The sequence below is a fragment of the Bradyrhizobium stylosanthis genome (genome assembly GCF_001641335.1).
Taxonomy (GTDB): domain Bacteria; phylum Pseudomonadota; class Alphaproteobacteria; order Rhizobiales; family Xanthobacteraceae; genus Bradyrhizobium; species Bradyrhizobium stylosanthis.
Genome location: NZ_LVEM01000002.1, coordinates 1,083,905 through 1,099,912, shown reverse-complemented (window position 1 = coordinate 1,099,912; position 16,008 = coordinate 1,083,905). Strand labels below are relative to the sequence as shown.

Annotated in this window: 17 protein-coding genes; 7 read left to right on the top strand and 10 right to left on the bottom strand. The window is 65.2% G+C overall.

Annotated features, from left to right (window positions below):
• Nucleotides 1-42: 42 nt before the first annotated feature.
• A complete protein-coding gene (locus A7X65_RS17065) occupies nucleotides 43-1,827 on the bottom strand; it encodes an acyl-CoA dehydrogenase family protein (protein WP_063686689.1) in 1,785 nt (594 codons plus the stop codon).
• A 221-nt stretch (nucleotides 1,828-2,048) separates the two neighbouring features.
• Between A7X65_RS17065 and A7X65_RS17060 the strand changes: the two genes are divergently transcribed.
• The 3 genes from A7X65_RS17060 to A7X65_RS17050 all read left to right on the top strand — a co-directional run bounded on the left by A7X65_RS17060 (nucleotide 2,049) and on the right by A7X65_RS17050 (nucleotide 4,193).
• Nucleotides 2,049-2,750, top strand: coding sequence for an SDR family oxidoreductase (locus A7X65_RS17060; RefSeq protein ID WP_063686687.1), 702 nt, complete (start codon nucleotides 2,049-2,051; stop codon nucleotides 2,748-2,750).
• A 154-nt stretch (nucleotides 2,751-2,904) separates the two neighbouring features.
• Nucleotides 2,905-3,735, top strand: a complete 831-nt coding sequence (locus A7X65_RS17055) for an enoyl-CoA hydratase (protein ID WP_063686685.1) — start codon at nucleotides 2,905-2,907, stop codon at nucleotides 3,733-3,735.
• A 287-nt stretch (nucleotides 3,736-4,022) separates the two neighbouring features.
• Nucleotides 4,023-4,193: an RNA polymerase sigma factor region1.1 domain-containing protein gene (locus A7X65_RS17050; protein WP_063686683.1), complete on the top strand. Its 171-nt coding sequence runs from the start codon at nucleotides 4,023-4,025 to the stop codon at nucleotides 4,191-4,193.
• Between the two features lie 17 nt (nucleotides 4,194-4,210).
• On the opposite strand, the gene A7X65_RS17045 is transcribed toward A7X65_RS17050, so the two are convergent.
• Nucleotides 4,211-5,101, bottom strand: a complete 891-nt coding sequence (locus tag A7X65_RS17045) for a LysR family transcriptional regulator (RefSeq protein ID WP_063686681.1) — start codon at nucleotides 5,099-5,101, stop codon at nucleotides 4,211-4,213.
• Nucleotides 5,102-5,221: 120 nt separating this feature from the next.
• Between A7X65_RS17045 and A7X65_RS17040 the strand changes: the two genes are divergently transcribed.
• On the top strand, nucleotides 5,222-6,061 hold the full coding sequence (locus A7X65_RS17040) for an oxidoreductase (protein WP_063687749.1): 840 nt from the start codon (nucleotides 5,222-5,224) through the stop codon (nucleotides 6,059-6,061).
• Nucleotides 6,062-6,117: 56 nt separating this feature from the next.
• On the opposite strand, the gene A7X65_RS17035 is transcribed toward A7X65_RS17040, so the two are convergent.
• The gene (locus tag A7X65_RS17035; protein WP_063686679.1) at nucleotides 6,118-6,741 is read right to left on the bottom strand and encodes a GNAT family N-acetyltransferase; all 624 of its coding nucleotides are present in this window, start codon (nucleotides 6,739-6,741) and stop codon (nucleotides 6,118-6,120) included.
• A 94-nt stretch (nucleotides 6,742-6,835) separates the two neighbouring features.
• Nucleotides 6,836-7,039, bottom strand: coding sequence for a DUF1127 domain-containing protein (locus A7X65_RS17030; protein WP_063686677.1), 204 nt, complete (start codon nucleotides 7,037-7,039; stop codon nucleotides 6,836-6,838).
• A gap of 110 nt (nucleotides 7,040-7,149) precedes the next feature.
• Here A7X65_RS17030 and A7X65_RS17025 point away from each other — a divergent pair, with 110 nt between their 5' ends.
• Together A7X65_RS17025 and tcuC are read left to right on the top strand one after the other, a co-directional pair.
• A complete protein-coding gene (locus A7X65_RS17025) occupies nucleotides 7,150-8,049 on the top strand; it encodes a transcriptional regulator GcvA (protein ID WP_063686675.1) in 900 nt (299 codons plus the stop codon).
• A 144-nt stretch (nucleotides 8,050-8,193) separates the two neighbouring features.
• A complete protein-coding gene (tcuC, locus tag A7X65_RS17020; protein ID WP_063686673.1) occupies nucleotides 8,194-9,525 on the top strand; it encodes an MFS transporter in 1,332 nt (443 codons plus the stop codon).
• A 193-nt stretch (nucleotides 9,526-9,718) separates the two neighbouring features.
• On the opposite strand, the gene A7X65_RS17015 is transcribed toward tcuC, so the two are convergent.
• From A7X65_RS17015 to A7X65_RS17005, 3 genes are read right to left on the bottom strand one after another with little or no spacing between them, the layout of a single operon-like run.
• Nucleotides 9,719-10,132: a Rieske (2Fe-2S) protein gene (locus tag A7X65_RS17015; protein ID WP_063686670.1), complete on the bottom strand. Its 414-nt coding sequence runs from the start codon at nucleotides 10,130-10,132 to the stop codon at nucleotides 9,719-9,721.
• A 33-nt stretch (nucleotides 10,133-10,165) separates the two neighbouring features.
• Entirely contained in the window at nucleotides 10,166-11,275 is a 1,110-nt protein-coding gene (locus tag A7X65_RS17010) for an amidohydrolase family protein (RefSeq protein ID WP_063686669.1), read from the bottom strand.
• A gap of 25 nt (nucleotides 11,276-11,300) precedes the next feature.
• On the bottom strand, nucleotides 11,301-12,359 hold the full coding sequence (locus tag A7X65_RS17005; RefSeq protein ID WP_063686667.1) for an amidohydrolase family protein: 1,059 nt from the start codon (nucleotides 12,357-12,359) through the stop codon (nucleotides 11,301-11,303).
• 172 nt (nucleotides 12,360-12,531) lie between these two features.
• Between A7X65_RS17005 and A7X65_RS17000 the strand changes: the two genes are divergently transcribed.
• The gene (locus A7X65_RS17000) at nucleotides 12,532-13,014 is read left to right on the top strand and encodes a CinA family protein (RefSeq protein WP_063686665.1); all 483 of its coding nucleotides are present in this window, start codon (nucleotides 12,532-12,534) and stop codon (nucleotides 13,012-13,014) included.
• 166 nt (nucleotides 13,015-13,180) lie between these two features.
• Here A7X65_RS17000 and A7X65_RS16995 read toward each other — a convergent pair whose 3' ends face one another.
• The 3 genes from A7X65_RS16995 to A7X65_RS16985 all read right to left on the bottom strand — a co-directional run bounded on the left by A7X65_RS16995 (nucleotide 13,181) and on the right by A7X65_RS16985 (nucleotide 15,797).
• A complete protein-coding gene (locus A7X65_RS16995; RefSeq protein ID WP_063686663.1) occupies nucleotides 13,181-13,456 on the bottom strand; it encodes a DUF1488 family protein in 276 nt (91 codons plus the stop codon).
• Between the two features lie 135 nt (nucleotides 13,457-13,591).
• The gene (locus A7X65_RS16990) at nucleotides 13,592-14,206 is read right to left on the bottom strand and encodes a tetratricopeptide repeat protein (protein WP_063686661.1); all 615 of its coding nucleotides are present in this window, start codon (nucleotides 14,204-14,206) and stop codon (nucleotides 13,592-13,594) included.
• Between the two features lie 121 nt (nucleotides 14,207-14,327).
• Nucleotides 14,328-15,797, bottom strand: a complete 1,470-nt coding sequence (locus A7X65_RS16985; RefSeq protein WP_063686659.1) for an AMP nucleosidase — start codon at nucleotides 15,795-15,797, stop codon at nucleotides 14,328-14,330.
• Nucleotides 15,798-16,008 lie beyond the last annotated feature (211 nt).

Genomic DNA, 16,008 nt, shown 5'->3' with positions numbered 1-16,008 from the left:
CGAGCACTCCCTATCGCTTTTCTTTGGTTGGTGGCGCGCAGCCTACGCTGCCAGAACCAGTTCGCCAACCTCGCTCATGGAGGCATCGCGATCGCCGAGCAGCAGCGCTGCGATCTTCGCCTGCGTGGCATTTTCCGTCAGCCGGAACGGATCGCTCGGCGACACCCGATGGTCGATCACCAGTCGCGACAGCAGCAGCCGCCGCGCATCGCCGCGCATCTCGTGGATGCGGTGCGCCTCCCAGGCGAGCGCGACCGCGCTTGCGACATGATAGAGCAGGCTGGTGGCGCGGCGCGCGTCGGCCTCGTTCTCGGACTTGCCCGCGACCTCGCGCGCAAAGCCCACTGCACGATCGACGAGGGCGCGCAGATTGTCGCGCCAGGCCTGCGGCACCGAGGCGCAGTCGTCGAGCCGGGCATGCAGGTCGGCAGCGAGCGCGGATTCGGCGCCGTGGCGGCCGACCGCACGCCGGAGCGCATCGATCGCGACGATGTTGCCGGTGCCTTCCCAGACCGAGCCGAGATGCGCATCGCGCAGCAGGCGCGGCGTGGCGAATTCCTCGATATAGCCGATGCCGCCGCGCATCTCGAGCGCGTCGCCGCAGACCTTGCGCGCATCGCGCGTCGCTCGGAATTTCAGGGTCGGCGTCAGGATGCGCAGCAGCGCCGCCGCATCCTGGCTGCCGGCCTCGGCGCGGTCGAGCGCGTCGGCGGTGAGGAAACTCATCGACAGCGCCTGCTCGACCGGCAGCATGATCTTGAGCATCTGGCGACGGCCGAGCGGCAGATCGATGATGCGCTGGCTGAACACCACGCGGTTCTTCGCCACCGTCATGGCATCGTGATAGGCCCGGCGCATCAGCGCGGTGGACTTGACGCCGTTCGACAGCCGCGACGAGTTCACCATCTCGGCCATCTGCACGAAACCGCGGTCGAGCTTGCCGACCGCATAGGCGATCGCGCCCTCGAGCTTGATCTCGCCCGAGGCCATCGAACGGGTGCCGAGCTTGTCCTTGAGGCGCACGATCCGGTAGTGGTTCTGCGAACCGTCGTCGAGAAAGCGCGGCATCAGGAACAGGCCGACGCCGCGGGTGCCGGGCCCCGCGCCTTCGGGCCGCGCCAGCAGCATCACCACCTTGGCATCGGCGTTCGAGCAGAACCATTTCTCGCCATAAAGGCGCCAATGGTCGCCCTCCTGCACGGCGCGCGTGGTCAGCGTGCCGACGTCGGAGCCGCCCTCCTTCTCGGTCATGAACTGGCCGCCTTGCGTCAGCTTGCTCATGTCGGTCGAGGTCAGGCCATCAAGATATTTCGCCTTCAGCGCCTCGTCGCCGAAATTCGCCAGCAGCTTGGCGCAGCCGTCGGTGACGTTGATCGGGCACCCCATGCCGAATTCGGTCTGGTTGAAAAGAAACGTGAAGGCGTGCTTGGCCGCGACGGGATATTTGTCCGGCCAGCCCATGATGCCCTTGCGGATCGAGAGCGCGTGGATGCCGAACTGGCCGAACGCGGCGTTCTCCAGCTCGCGATAGGCGGGGTGATATTCGATCCATTGCACGTCGCGGCCGAACTTGTCGCGCTGGTGCAGCACCGGCGTGTGCCGGTCGGCCAGCCGCGCGCATTCGTCGAGCGGGCCGCCGGCCATCTCGCCGAGCCGATCGAGATGCGGCTCGATGTGGCGGAACAGATTGTCCGGCAGGTGGATGCGGAGCAGATCTGTCAGCGCCGGATCGGCACGGTAGAAATTCATGCCGGACGTATCCGGCGCCAGCAGGCCCGATTGCCCGGCCGCCACATTCTTCGGCTGCGCTGTAACCGGCTTGTGCATGATCGTCCTCTTCGTTTCCGCCCGACGGCAATTCTTACCGCTTGCCGCGTTGAATGATGTCGATCATGCTCCAGCGGCGGGGACCGATAAAGCCGCAAATTGTCAGGGAGGCATGATCGCCGTGAAGGAGCAATTCGCCCTGCGGAATTGTGATCGACCCGGCTGGTCGTCCGCGTGATCCGTGCATAGATCACCCGCACCCTGTCCCAAGAGATCGCGCCATGGAACATCCGAAATACAAGATCGCCCTTATCGTCGGTGCCGGCGAAGGCCTGAGTGCCTCGCTGGCGCGGCTATTGTCCGCACAAGGCATCCGCGTCGCGCTGGCCGCGCGCAAGATCGAGAAGCTCGGCGCGCTCTGCACCGAGACCGGCGCCAAGGCCTATGCCTGCAACGCCACCGACCCGGAGGAGGTCGAGCGGCTGTTCGGCCTGGTCGAGCGCGAGATCGGCACGCCTGACCTCGTCGTCTACAACGCCAGCGGCCGCACCCGCGGGCCGTTCGTCGACCAGGTGCCGGCCGACGTCGCGAATGCCATCGCGATCAGCGCCTATGGCGGCTTCCTGGTGGCGCAGCAGGCGGCAAAACGCATGCTGCCTAACAAGCACGGCGCGATCCTGTTCACTGGCGCTTCGGCGAGCGTCAAGGGCTACGCGCAGTCGGCCTCGTTCGCGATGGGCAAGTTCGCGTTGCGCGGCCTCGCGCAGAGCCTGGCCCGCGAGCTTTCCCCGCAGGGCATCCACATCGCGCATTTCGTCATCGACGGCGGCATTCGCAGCACGGCACGGACCGAGCCGGACGACAAGCCGGACTCGATGCTCGATCCTGACGCCATCGCGGAGAGCTATTGGAACGTGCTGCAGCAGCCGCGCAGCGCCTGGAGCTGGGAGCTGGAGCTGCGGCCCTGGGTGGAGAAGTTTTGAGCCACGACTGCCGTAGGGTGGGTTAGCCGAGGGCGTAACCCACCTCTCTAATCTCCGCGGCGGCAGAATTGGTGGGTTACGCCCAACAGATGCGCTTCGCACATCTGCTGGGCTAACCCACCCTACAAGAGGCAAACAAGAGCAGGGAGGATCAATGACCACGGAAACCACCGTCGATACCGGCACCAACGAGCTCCTCTGCGTCATCCGCGACCGCGTCGCCGTCATCACGCTGAACCGGCCGGAGGCGCGCAATTCGCTGTCGGACGAATTGACGCCGGCGCTGCGCACCATGATCCGGACCTGCGCCGAGGATCCGAATGTCGGCGCGCTCCTGCTCACCGGCGCGGGCGAGGCGTTCTGCGCCGGCGGCAACGTCAAAGGCATGGGCGCGCATCGCGACCCAAACAAGATGGCGATGTCGCTGCAGGACCGGATCGCCGATCTGCAGGAGCGGCAGCGTCTGCTCACCGGCGCGCTGGTATCGGTGCGCAAGCCCACCATCGCCGCCCTCCCCGGTCCCGCGGTCGGCGCCGGGCTCGCCATCGCCATGGCCTGCGACATCCGCATCGCCGCGCAATCCGCCTTCGTCGCCACCGGCTATGCGCGCATCGCGCTCAGCGGCGACTACGGCATCGCCTGGCTACTGACGCGGCTGGTCGGCACCGCGCGGGCGCGCGAATTGATGTTCACCGGCGACCGCGTCGATGCCGCGCGCGCCGAAGCCATCGGCCTCGTCAACCGCGTCGTGCCCGGCGACAAGCTTCAGGCCGAAGCATTCGCGCTGGCCAAGTCGCTCGCAGAAGGCCCGCGCCTCGCGCTGCGCTACATGAAGGACAATCTCGACGAAGCCGTGCTGTTCGATTTCGAAACCGCCAGGGATCACGAGGCCGAACGGCTGGTCCGCCTGACCACCACCGCCGACCACAAGGAGGCGGTGCAGGCCTTCATCGAGAAGCGCAAGGCGGTGTTCACGGGCAAATAAGCGCACTCGCGACTCTCCGACCGTCACCCCCGCGCAACGGCGGAGCCGTTGTCGCTCGGGGCGGCCGCGCCTTAGCGGCCCTCGAAGGGCGACGCCCACCTGCCGCTGCGAGGGATCGAACGCGGAAACAGCGCGGCCCGCTCATCCTTCGAGGCTCCCCATGGGACGCGTGGCGTCCCATGCCTCGCACCTCAGGATGACGGGGAACCAGTCGCTGCATCCAGACTGCGCGGTCGCGACCACTCGATCATTCCATATAGTAGGAACCCTATTTTCAGGAGCGCTGAATGGATTGGTCTGAGGTGGTCCGGAAGGCCGTCATTCTGGCCGAGAAGACCGGCTACGTTACTTTCGATCAACTCAACGAGTTGATGCCATCCGACGAGGCGGAGCCGGAAGACATCGAAGCCGTACTCACCGCTCTAAGCGACCGGGATATTCGGATCGAGGAAGACTAGGCGTTATTGTAGCCCGGCTACTTGGCAGGCGCCCGTGCAAAATCCACGAACGCGCGCAGTGCGGCCGGTAATTGCCGGCGGCTGGGGTAGTACAGGAAGAAGCCGGGGTAGGCCGGGCACCAATCGGCGAGCACGCGCACCAGCTTGCGCTTGGCGAGCAGCGTTTCGACCTGCTGCTCGAAGACGTAGGCGAGACCGACGCCGTCGAGCGCCGCATCGACCATCAGATCCTGGTCGTTCATGGTCAGCGGGCCCGCGACGTCGATGGCGAGCTCGATGCCGCCGCGCTCGAACTCCCAGTGATAGAGCGCGCCTGAGGTGAAGCGGTAGCGGATGCAGGGCAGGCCCTTGAGGTCGTGCGGTGTGGCGGCCGGCTTATGTGCCTTGAAGAAGGCGGGCGCGCCGACCACGGCAAAGCGGTGCCGCGGGCCGATCGGCACCGCGATCATGTCGGCGGCAATGGTCTCGCCGAAGCGCACGCCGGCATCGAAGCCGGCCGCGACCATGTCGATCAGGGAATCGTTGATCACGATCTCGACGCTGACGTCGGGGAATTGCTTCAGGAAGCGCGTCACGATCGGCAGCAGCACGAGCTGCGCCGACTGGCGCGCGGCGGTGAAGCGCAGCGTCCCGGCGGGCTTGCCGCGGAAATTGTTGAGGTCCTCGAGCGCGTCGTCGATGTCGCGGAAGGCGGGCGTGATGCGGGCAAACAGGCGCTCGCCGGCTTCGGTCAGCGCGACGCTGCGGGTGGTGCGGTTGACGAGCCGCAGACCGAGCCGCTCCTCGACATTGCGCAGGGCATGGGACAGGGCCGAAGGCGTCACGCCAAGCTCGGTCGCCGCCGCGCGAAAGCTGCGGTGGCGGGCGATGGCGAGGAAGGTCGCGAGGTCGGACGGGTCGATCCGCATTGATGAATTTTACTCAGTAGCTTGCAAAATACATAGCGGATTATCTCAGCTATGGCGAGCCGCTACACCTTGCCCATCGGCTTCGGCGCATCGCCGGGCCCAAATGGAAAGGACAACATCATGCGTGTCTGGTTCATCACAGGAGCTTCGCGTGGATTTGGTGCGTTGATCGCCGAGGCAGCCCTCAAGGCTGGCGATGCTGTCGTTGCGACCGCCCGCGATCCGCCGACCGTCACCGCGCGCCTCGGCACGCACGAGCGGCTGCTGGCCACGCGGCTCGACGTCACCAGCGAGGCCGAGGCGCACGAGGCTGCCGGCCAGGCCGTGAAGGCGTTCGGCCGCATCGACATCCTCGTCAACAATGCCGGCTACGGCCTGTTGGGCGCGATCGAGGAGGCCAGCCAGGCCGAGACGCAAAAGCTGTTCGGCACGAACGTGTTCGGCCTGCTCGGTGTCACCCGCGCCGTGCTGCCCCATATGCGCCGCCAGCGCTCCGGCCACATCATCAACATCTCGTCGGTCGGCGGCTACACCGGCTATCCCGGCTGGGGCGTCTATGGCGCGACGAAGTTTGCGGTGGAAGGCCTGAGCGAAGCGCTGGCCGGCGAGGTCGCGCCGCTCGGCATCAAGGTCACCGTGGTCGAGCCGGGTTTCTTCCGCACCAATTTCCTGGACGAGAGTTCGCTGTCGCGCACGGCCATGCAGATCGAGGACTACAGCGAGAGCGTCGGCAAGACCCGCGCGCATGCGGCCGACTTCAACGGCGGCCAGCGCGGCGATCCGCGCAAGCTGGCGCAGGCCTTCCTGAAGCTCGCCGATGCCAGGACCCCGCCGCTGCGGCTGCCGCTCGGCAGCGACACGGTGGAACGGATCGAGGCGAAGAACGCCTTCGTGGCGAAGGAGCTGGCCGAGTGGCGCACGGTCGCGACCTCGACCGATTTCAGCAGCGACAGCGCTTGAGGGAAGGCAAAAAAATGCCCGGCTCTGGCTTGGCCAGGGCCGGGCTTGGAGTGGTGTCAGGCCGAGGCTGAGGGGCTGTCGGCCTGACGGGAAAGGGCGGCGAGACGCCAGCTCGCGCAGGGAATATCTTTCGGCGCGACGCTGATCTCCTTGTCGAAGCGCACCAGCTTCCAGTCGTCGGGATGGTTGACGAAGGCGAAGCCGGATTTGCGCGCAAGGGAAATCATGGTCTCGTTGGAGCGCAGCGTGTCGCCGAACATGTGCTCGGCGCCGAGCGCAGCGGCGCGGCATTCAAGATTCTTCATCAGCGCGGTCGCGATGCCATGGCCCTGCCAGCGGTCATCAACCGACAGGCCGAATTCGAGCGTCGACGTCTCGGCATGAAGGGCATAGCGCGCTTCGGCGACGATGGTCTCGAAACCGTCGACCATCTTGGTCGCGACGACGGTGAAACGATCGCGCTCGCCAACCTCGAGGAAATCGTGCAGCAGCCCCTTCGGCAATTCGCTGATCGCGCCGAAGAAGCGGCTGTAGCGGGAGCGGGTCGAGAGCGAGCGGAAATAGTGCTGAAGCTCCTCGGTGTCGCGCGGCTCGACGAAGCGGACGTTGAGCCGCTCACCCTGCCGGGTCTGCAGCGTGTCCGAATACTGCTTGAGATCTTCGAGGCGAAGGCTGCTCATGACACATGCCCCCAAGGGGACCAGAGGAAGACGGAACAAGAAAAAAGGGACCGCCGGCGCCCCTGTGATCAGGCGGCGCCGGCCTGGCGGCCAATCAGGCCCGCCAGAAGGGTTTGTCGGCCTCGTAGGCAATGTCGGACCAGGACAGCCCGACGTCGTGGAGATCACGCGCGGTCCAGTTGGTGAGCTCGCGCCGGGTGCGGTAACGCTCGTGCCACACATGCAGGGTCTCGCCGATCTGCTGGATCAGCCCGGGCGCATGATGATTTGTCATCGAATTGTGTGTCAAAGTAGACATTTTCAGCTCCTTGAGCTAACTTGGAAGCTAATATCTGCCTTCTAGTGCGCTGCGACAAACGACAATTTGTACCCTTTCGCATGAAATAACGTCATGCATCCTGCTGCCAGATGACTGCCAGATTGCCCTCCCTGAACGGATTGCGGGCGTTCGAGGCCGCCGCGCGCCATCTCAGCTTCACGCTGGCGGCCAGCGAGCTGAACGTGACCCAGACCGCGATCAGCCATCAGATCCGGCGACTCGAGGAGGAGCTCGGCATCCGCCTGTTCGTCCGGCAGAACCGCGCGCTGGCGCTGACGCCGGAGGCGCGCGACTACCTCCCGGGCGTCCGCGCCGCCTTCAACGATCTCCGCCTCGCCACCGACCGCCTCTTGCGCAAGGACGACGACAAGGTGCTGACGGTGTCGACGCTGGCCTCGCTCGCGGCGAAATGGCTGCTGCCGCGGCTGACCGATTTCCAGGAACAGCATCCCGGCATCGACGTCCGGATCACGACATCGACCAGCCTGGTCGACTTCCAGCGTGACAATGTCGATGCCGCGATCCGCTACGGCCGCGGCCAGTGGCAGGGCCTGCGCGCCGACTGGCTGATGGCGGACGAGCTGTTTCCAGTGTGCAGCCCTTCACTGCTGCGCGGGGACAAGCCGCTGCGCCAGCCGGAGGACCTGAAGGGCTATCCGCTGCTGCACACCTCCAACGCCAACAGCGACGACTGGCGGCTCTGGCTGACGGCGGCGGGCCTGCCGGCCGATATCGCGCGGCAGCCCGGCATCACCTTCGACATGATCTTCATGACCATCCAGGCCGCGATCGACGGCATCGGCGTTGCGATGGGGCGAACTTCCTACGTGCAGGACGACATCGCCAAGGGCCGGCTGGTGGTGCCCTTCAAGATCGCGCTGCCGGCCGACGCCGGCTTCTACCTAGTCGCCCCGGAGGGCCGCCGCGAGGCGCCGAAGCTGGCCGCGTTCCGCCAATGGATCGTCGCTGCAACGCAAAATAAGGCCTGAAAAATCATCAGCTTCCTCCCGAAAACCGATTGACTCCCCCCGCCCCGCGCGGGAAGGGGTAGGACAGATTGTCGCAGCTTAATCTGTCGCCTTGCCGTGAAATGAGTTCCGGTCCGGCCACGCCTTTCCAAGGGGAGCAACGTCATGGCTGGACCAGCCGCATCAACCAATCCGCCCGAGATCAAGTCGCGCATCGGCGCGATCCTGCGCGCCACCAGCGGCAATTTCCTCGAGCAGTTCGATTTCTTCCTGTTCGGCTTCTATGCCGCCGCGATCGGCAAGGCGTTCTTCCCCTCGACCAACGAGACGGCGTCGCTGCTCAATACGTTCGGCGTGTTCTGGCTCGGCGCCTTGATGCGCCCCGTCGGCGCCATCGTGCTCGGGGCCTATATCGACCGCATCGGCCGCCGCCAGGGCCTGATCGTCACGCTCGGCATCATGGCGATCGGCACCGTCGTGATCGCGTTCTGTCCGAGCTACGCGACCATCGGCATCGCGGCGCCCGTCATTGTGCTGATCGGCCGCCTGCTGCAGGGCTTTTCCGCCGGCGTCGAGCTCGGCGGCGTGTCGGTGTATCTCGCGGAGATCTCGACGCCCGGCAATCGCGGCTTCTACACCTCGTTCCAGTCGTCGAGCCAGCAGGTCGCGATCTTCGTGGCCTCGATCCTCGGCTATCTCCTCTCCGAGGTGATGCCGGCCGACACGGTCGCCGCCTGGGGTTGGCGCATTCCCTTCTTCGTCGGCTGCCTGATCATTCCCCTGATCTTCTTCCTGCGCCGCACGCTGGAGGAAACGCCGGCCTTCCTCGCCATGAAGAAGCATCCGACCGCGCGCGAGGTGTTCGCCTCCGCGCTCGCCAACTGGCGCATCGTCATCCTCGGCATGATGATCGCGATCCTGACCACGACGACGTTCTACTTCGTCACCGTCTACACGCCGACCTTCGGCAAGACGGTGCTGAAGCTGTCGACGCAGGATGCGCTGCTGGTCACGCTGCTGGTGGCGGTGACCAACTTCATCTGGAACCCGGTCGGCGGCGCGCTGTCCGACCGCATCGGCCGCAAGCCGGTGCTGATCGCGATCGCCTCGCTCTCGCTTCTCACCGCCTACCCGGCGCTATCCTGGCTGGTGGCCGCGCCGACCTTCGGCAAGCTGCTCGCGGTCGAGATGATGTTCTCGTTCTATTTCGGCATGTACAGCGGCACCATGCTCGGCGCGCTGGTCGAGATCGTGCCGGCGCATGTGCGCACCACCTGCTTCTCGCTCGCTTTCGCGCTGGCGGCCGCGCTATTCGGCACCTTCACGCCGTTCGCCTCGACCTGGCTGATCGAATACACCGGCAACAAGGCCGCGCCCGGCGCCTGGCTGATGTTCGCAGCGCTGCTCGGCATCATCGCGGCTTCGATCGTGTATCGCGGCGGCGGCAAGGCGGTGCCGACGTACGATACGGCGGCGGAGCCGGTTGCGGGGCATTAGGACAGGCGACTCGCTGCCTTCTTCACCTCTCCCCGCTTGCGGGGAGAGGTCGGATTGCATCGCAGATGCAATCCGGGTGAGGGGGTACAGGTCTCACGACGACCGCTCGTGTGGAGAGATGCCCCTCACCCCACCCCTCTCAGCGCGAGCGAAGCTCGTCGCGGCGGGGCGAGGGTGCGCACTGCCCGAGCCGCTACAGCTCCACCACCACGTAATCGCTCTCGATCCTGACCGGGATCGTCTCCGCCACATACGGTCCCTTGACCACGCTCGCGCCCGGCTCGACGTGCGCCGGATAGGCCTTCACGCGGAAGCGGCGGGGGTCGCAGTAGGACTGGCCGGTGCGGATGTCGAACTCCCAGCCGTGCCAGGGGCAGCGAATGATCTCGCCGAGCTTGGTGTACTCGATCTCACCGGGATTGCTCGACTGCGCGAGGCCGATCAGCGGCCCCTCGCACAAGGCCGCGCCCTGATGCGGGCAGCGGTTCATCAGGCCGAAATATTCGCCCTTGATGTTGAAGACCGCGATCGGCCGTCCCTCGATCTCCAGGAATTTTCGCGTGCCGGGCGGAAGCTCGTCGACCGCGGCAATGACGTGTCTTGCCATCAGGAAGTTCTTGCCATCAGAAAGTTCTTGCCATCAGGAAATGCCGTACAGCTTCTTGGCGTTGCCGAGATAGAACGCCTCGCGATTGGCTTCGCTGACGCCCGCCGGCAGCACGCGCGACGGCTCGTCATAATCCCAATGCGGATAGTCGGTCGCGAACAGCAGGCGATCCCAGCCGATCCATTTGATGACGTCGAACAGATCCTCGCGCCTTTCAGGATCCTCCATCGGCTGTGTCGTCCACCACACCTGCTCGCGGATATACTCCGACGGCGGCCGCTTGACATGCGGCACCTCGCTTCGGAGTCGCTGCCAGGCCTTGTCCAGCCGCCATGCCAGTGACGGCGCCCAGCCGAAGCCGGCCTCGATCATCACCATCTTCAGATTCGGGAAGCGCTCGAACACGCCTTCCAGAACGAGGCTCGCCAGCGCCGATTGCTGGCACTGCGAGTGGCCGACCATCTCCTCGATGTAGTAGGACGGCCAGCCCGACGGCGTGATGGGGTTGCCGCCGAAGCCGAAAGCATGGACACCGACGGGCAGGCCCGCCTCTTCCGCGGCCTGGTAGATCGGCCAGTAGCGGCGCTGACCGAGCGGCTCGACATTGCGGCTGAGCAGCAGCACCTGCACGAAATTCTTGTCGCCGGCGCGCTCGCGGATCTCGGCGGCAGCGGAGAGGCCGTCCTCATTGCCGACGACGATGGACGCTTTCAGCCGCTTGTCCTTGCTGGTCCATTTGTCGATCTGCCAGTCGTTGATGGCCGAGCACAGCGCGGCGGAGAGCTCGTGATTGCGGATGCCCTGCCCGGTGTTGAGCGGATTGAGCACGCCCAGTTGCACATTGTTGGGATCGAGCAATTGCTGCTGCATGAAGGAGAGCGAGGAGCCCTGCGGGCCGCCTTCCGGCGGATAGGCGTCGCGGCGCGAGGCGTTGGGCTGGGCCTTCGGATAGGGCGGGCCTTCCATCATGCCCTGATAGGCATGGACGCCGTAGACTTCGAGATGATGCTGCCAGCGTTTGGCAAGGTAGGGATAGAGCTCGGTGCGGGTGGCTCGTGCCGGGTGGATGTCGCAGTCCGCGATGGCGGTTTTGGCGGTCAGCGTGGAAGCGGCTTCTTGGTTCTCGCGGAACTGGATATTCATCGCCTTGCCTCCTTTGGCAGCGGGCTCATTTCAGGCGGGGATAGGTTGCATGCGGATTGTCGATCATGATCTTGCGCACGAGATCGGGGGACAGACCTTCGGGCAGCGCGTCCAGGCCGTCGAACTGCCAGTGCGGATAGTCCGTGGAGAATAAGACCAATTCGTCCGACTGCATATGCTCAAACAGGCGAATTAATGTCTCCGGCTGCGGCGGTGCATCAAATGGCTGTAACGAGAAGCGGATGTTGCTGCGCACAAGTTCCAGCGGCGCGCGATCGACCCACGGCGTCTCCATCCGCACCCCGCGCCAGAACTTGTGCAGCCGCCAGAGATACGGCGAGATCCAGGAGACGCCGGATTCCAGCATCACCATTTTGAGGCGCGGATATTTGGCGAACACGCCCTCGACGATCAGGCTGGTGAGCTGGGTCTGGAACGCCTGGGCCTGACCGACATAATCCTCGATGTGATAGGAGCCCCACCCCACCGCAGTCGGCGGATTGTGATAGGCGGAACCGGCGTGGACGCCGATCGGCAAATCGAGCCGTTCCGCAGCCTCGTAAATCGGCCACAGTGCGCGCTTGCCGAGCGGCGTGTCGCCCATCACCAGCATCAGGACCTGCACGAAGCGGCGATCCGGCGCGCAGCGCTCGAGCTCGGCGACCGCCTTCTCGATGTTCTGCGTCGGGATCACGATCGAGCCGCGCAATCGTGAATCGTGATCGAGCCATTCCTTCGCCAGCCAGTCGTTCAGCGCGCGGCAGAAGGCGGCCTGCATGTCCTCGGAAAACACCATCTGCACGCCATAGAGCGGATTGCAGATGGCGTAGCTGAGCTGGAAGGGATCGAGCACGTGGCGCTGCATGTCCGACAGGCTCTCGCCGGGCTTGCCCTTCTCCGGGCGCCAGTCGGGCCGCGCCGTGATCGGCGAATTCTGCGGATAGGATTGCGAGACGAGATCGACCATGCCGCGCGTCGTCACCTGATCGCGCCAATAATCGTTCAGGTATGGCAGCAGGCTGGTCAGATGCGGCACGGCCGGATGCACGTCGCAATCGACGCCGCCGGCGATCAGGGACGCCATGACGTCTCCTTCACGTTTCCTCGCACGTTTCCTCGTCTTGTTGTGAGCGGCGCCTGGCCGCTCTTTCTTTCCGCCATTGAAGCAGGCCTGCCCGTCGCCCGCAACTCGGCCAAGCCTGCTGTCATATGCTAGGAAGGCTGGGCTCAGTTGCGAAGGAATAAGGGGTTACGGAATGAAAGAGCTCGTTGCCATCGCGGAACAGGTCGCAGCCCGGCTGATCGCGCGCAAACAGACCATTGCGGTCGCCGAATCCTCGGCCGGCGGCCTGATCTCGGCGAGCCTCCTCGCGGTGCCCGGCGCATCCGCCTATTTCCTCGGCGGTGCCGTGGTCTACACACGCGAAGCACGGCGCGCGCTGATGGATATTTCGGATGAAGGAATGAAGGGCTTCCGTTCGTCGTCCGAGCCCTACGCGCAATTGCTGGCCGAGCGGATGCGCAGCCGCTTCGGCAGCGACTGGGGCCTGTCCGAGACCGGCGCCGCCGGCCCCACCGGCAACCGCTACGGCGACGCCGCCGGCCACAGCTGCATGGCGATCACCGGGCCTGCGTCGGAGGTGATGACGCTGGAGACGGGAAGCAATGACCGGTTCGCGAACATGGAAGTGTTTGCGGCGACGGCGATGAAGCTGTTGTTGAGGAGGCTGGAGGGGTGAGTCGAAGCCGCGATTTCGGTGTCGTCCTGGCGAAAGCCAGGACCCATTACCCCCGGGAGACGTTTGGCAGAGGCTGGTCGTTCGGGATTGGTATCGTCCGCGATTGAGAGACCTCGCGGTATGGGTCCTGGCTTTCGCCAGGACGACGTTGTGGAGGCACTGTGCCCTACCGCCCCAAATGCCGCATGAAGATCCGCACCACGTATCCCTGTACCCGCGGCGCCTCGTCGTAGAGATCCGACGCAATCCGCTCGATGGTTTCGCGCAAGGACAGGAACTGCGCCTGTCGCGCGCTGCTTTCCGTACCCTGCATGCCTGCGAGCTCATCCATCGCGGCGTCGCTGATCTGGCAGTCAACGACCTCGCCATCGTTCAGCATGGTGAAGCGAAATGCCAGACGTTCGAGGTCGTGGCCGATAATCCTGTCGCGCGTCAGCGGCATCCAATTGTCCCGTTCGCACCCCCGAGCGGGACAATGCTGAAAATCTGCCGCGTTGTCACCACCCGCGCCAGGGGACATCACGGTCATCCGACGCTCTTCAACGGAGCGCTCCCGTCAGTCGGCCACGCTCCGAGCTCAGTAGACGAGCGCCGTTCCGGTCGGCTTGTCCAGTGCCGCGGCCAGCGATCGATATTCCTCGCAGTCCGTCCCGCAGATGGATGCGATCCGGCCGAGGTGATAGAGCGCTTGCTCGCGGTTGCCCCGCTCGAGCTGCCACAGTCCATAATATTGCCATGTCAGCACGTGGTTCGGATCGGCCTGCAACGCGCGCTCGTACCAGACCTTCGACTGCTCGTAGTCGCCGAGCTTGCGATAGGAGTAGCCGATGAGGTTGGCGACGTTCGGATGATCGTCATGGCCGAGCGACTTCAGCTGCGCGATCGCGGCCGCATAGTCGTTGCGCTCGTAGATGGTGTCATAGGCGGCGCGGTAACCGGCGGCGAAAGCGGGATCGCCGATACTGGACTGGTTGCCCGGCTTCTTGCCCTTCTGGGTTGCCTTCGTGCCCGGCCGCTTCGGATAGGTTGGCTGCGGCTTCTGATCCGAATAGGCGCCGGCATAAGGATCGGTGGAGCTGATGCTGCCACCGCCTCCTCCTCCACCGCCTCCGCCCGCGGCAAACGCCGGCGAGCTCAACAAGGCTGCCGCAAAAGTGCCGAGTGCGACGAGCCTGATCATCCCACTGAACATCTTCGTCTCCTGTCCTGCTTCATGCAGCCCCGGACGAATCGATAACCCTGCCTCGGCAGCAATATTCCGGGACATCGCGCTCACGGAGACGTCAGCGTTCGTACGACAGTTCCGTTGTCCTTTACTGGAACGCCACCTCGGCAAAGCTTCTCAGCTTTCGCGAATGCAGCCGCTCGGATTCCTGCTCTTTCAGCCGCTCCAGCGCCTTGAGGCCGATCTCGAGATGCTGACCGACGCGGCGGCGGTAAAACTCGCTGGCCATGCCGGCGAGCTTGATCTCGCCGTGCAGCGGCTTGTCGGAGACGCAGAGCAGCGTGCCGTAGGGAACGCGGAAGCGGTAGCCGTTGGCGGCGATCGCGGCCGATTCCATGTCGAGCGCCACCGCGCGCGACTGCGACATGCGGCGGATCACCTCCGGCCCCGAGATCTCCCAATTGCGGTTGTCGACGCTCGCGACGGTGCCGGTCCGCATCAGGCGCTTCAGCTCGAACCCTTCGAGGCCGGTGACGTCCTCGACGGCCTCTTCGAGTGCGACCTGCATCTCGGCCAGCGCCGGGATCGGCACCCACAGCGGCAGCTCGCGGTCGAGCACGTGGTCCTCGCGCACATAGCCATGGGCCAGCACATAGTCGCCGAGCCGCTGCGTGTTGCGCAGGCCCGCGCAATGGCCGAGCATCAGCCAGGCATGGGGCCGCAGCACCGCGACGTGGTCGGTGACGTTGCGCGCGTTGGACGGGCCGGTGCCGATGTTGATCAGCGTGATGCCGCGATAGCCCGGCATCTTGAGGTGAAAGGCCGGCATCTGCGGCGCGCGCACGGGTGCATCACCACTCGTCGTACCGCCGCTGCGCGTGATCACATTGCCGGGTGCGACGAACGCCTCGAGACCGGCCTCGCTCGCCTGAAGCCGCTGCTGGCAGAGCTGTGCAAACGCATCGACGTAAAACTGGTAGTTGGTGAAAATGACAAAATTCTGGAAATGCTCGGGATCGGTGCCGGTGTAATGGTAGAGCCGGCGCAGCGAGTAATCGACGCGCGCCGCCCGAAACAGCGACAGCGGCTCGGGTGCGCCCGCCTGCAGCTGGAACGTGCCGTCGGCGATGGAATCGTCCATGGTGGCGAGGTCAGGCACGTCGAACGCATCGCGCAGCGAGCGCGTGACGGGCGAGTTCTCGCTGGTGGTGATGGCGGCTTCGATGTTGATGTCGCGGCGATAGGCGAAGTGGATCGGGATCGGCTCGGCCGACTCGCCGATCTCGACGGGCACGCCGTGGTTCTGGATCAGCAGCCCGATCTGCTCGGTGAGGTAGCTGCGGAACAGATCCGGCCGCGTGACGCTGGTCTCGTGCACGCCGGGTCCGGCGACGAAACCGTAAGCAAGCCGCGAATCCAGCCGCGCATGCGTCGCGGTGGTGAGACGGACGAAGGGGTAATAGGCCCGCACGCGCGTGGTGACGGCCTCGCCGCCGACATAGGCCTCGAACCGGTCGCGCAGGAACTTGGTGTTGCGCTCGTAGATCTCCTCGAGGCGGGCGACGGCCGCGGCTGCGTCGGAGAAGGATTTGGTGGCGATGGACGGAGGGGATTGCATTGTTCGACCGCAGGGGTGCTTGGGCTTCGAGTCGAACTATAGCAAAGAAGGAGGCGCCGTAGGGTGGGCAAAGCGCAAGCGTGCCCACCATATGCTCGCTGTGTGAAAGGTCGTGGGCACGGCGCGCTGCGCCTTTGCCCACCCTACGGGAGCGAGTGTGCGGCTCGAGATCCCGGATGCGCGCTCAGCGCGCTCCGGGATGACGCGCTTT

Bases quoted from the DNA above. Each gene is read 5' to 3' on its own strand.
- A7X65_RS17065 (WP_063686689.1), bottom strand. From the start codon at position 1,827: ATGCACAAGCCGGTTACAGCGCAGCCGAAGAATGTGGCGGCCGGGCAA.
- A7X65_RS17060 (WP_063686687.1), top strand. From the start codon at position 2,049: ATGGAACATCCGAAATACAAGATCGCCCTTATCGTCGGTGCCGGCGAA.
- A7X65_RS17055 (WP_063686685.1), top strand. From the start codon at position 2,905: ATGACCACGGAAACCACCGTCGATACCGGCACCAACGAGCTCCTCTGC.
- A7X65_RS17050 (WP_063686683.1), top strand. From the start codon at position 4,023: ATGGATTGGTCTGAGGTGGTCCGGAAGGCCGTCATTCTGGCCGAGAAG.
- A7X65_RS17045 (WP_063686681.1), bottom strand. From the start codon at position 5,101: ATGCGGATCGACCCGTCCGACCTCGCGACCTTCCTCGCCATCGCCCGC.
- A7X65_RS17040 (WP_063687749.1), top strand. From the start codon at position 5,222: ATGCGTGTCTGGTTCATCACAGGAGCTTCGCGTGGATTTGGTGCGTTG.
- A7X65_RS17035 (WP_063686679.1), bottom strand. From the start codon at position 6,741: ATGAGCAGCCTTCGCCTCGAAGATCTCAAGCAGTATTCGGACACGCTG.
- A7X65_RS17030 (WP_063686677.1), bottom strand. From the start codon at position 7,039: ATGTCTACTTTGACACACAATTCGATGACAAATCATCATGCGCCCGGG.
- A7X65_RS17025 (WP_063686675.1), top strand. From the start codon at position 7,150: ATGACTGCCAGATTGCCCTCCCTGAACGGATTGCGGGCGTTCGAGGCC.
- tcuC (WP_063686673.1), top strand. From the start codon at position 8,194: ATGGCTGGACCAGCCGCATCAACCAATCCGCCCGAGATCAAGTCGCGC.
- A7X65_RS17015 (WP_063686670.1), bottom strand. From the start codon at position 10,132: ATGGCAAGACACGTCATTGCCGCGGTCGACGAGCTTCCGCCCGGCACG.
- A7X65_RS17010 (WP_063686669.1), bottom strand. From the start codon at position 11,275: ATGAATATCCAGTTCCGCGAGAACCAAGAAGCCGCTTCCACGCTGACC.
- A7X65_RS17005 (WP_063686667.1), bottom strand. From the start codon at position 12,359: ATGGCGTCCCTGATCGCCGGCGGCGTCGATTGCGACGTGCATCCGGCC.
- A7X65_RS17000 (WP_063686665.1), top strand. From the start codon at position 12,532: ATGAAAGAGCTCGTTGCCATCGCGGAACAGGTCGCAGCCCGGCTGATC.
- A7X65_RS16995 (WP_063686663.1), bottom strand. From the start codon at position 13,456: ATGCCGCTGACGCGCGACAGGATTATCGGCCACGACCTCGAACGTCTG.
- A7X65_RS16990 (WP_063686661.1), bottom strand. From the start codon at position 14,206: ATGTTCAGTGGGATGATCAGGCTCGTCGCACTCGGCACTTTTGCGGCA.
- A7X65_RS16985 (WP_063686659.1), bottom strand. From the start codon at position 15,797: ATGCAATCCCCTCCGTCCATCGCCACCAAATCCTTCTCCGACGCAGCC.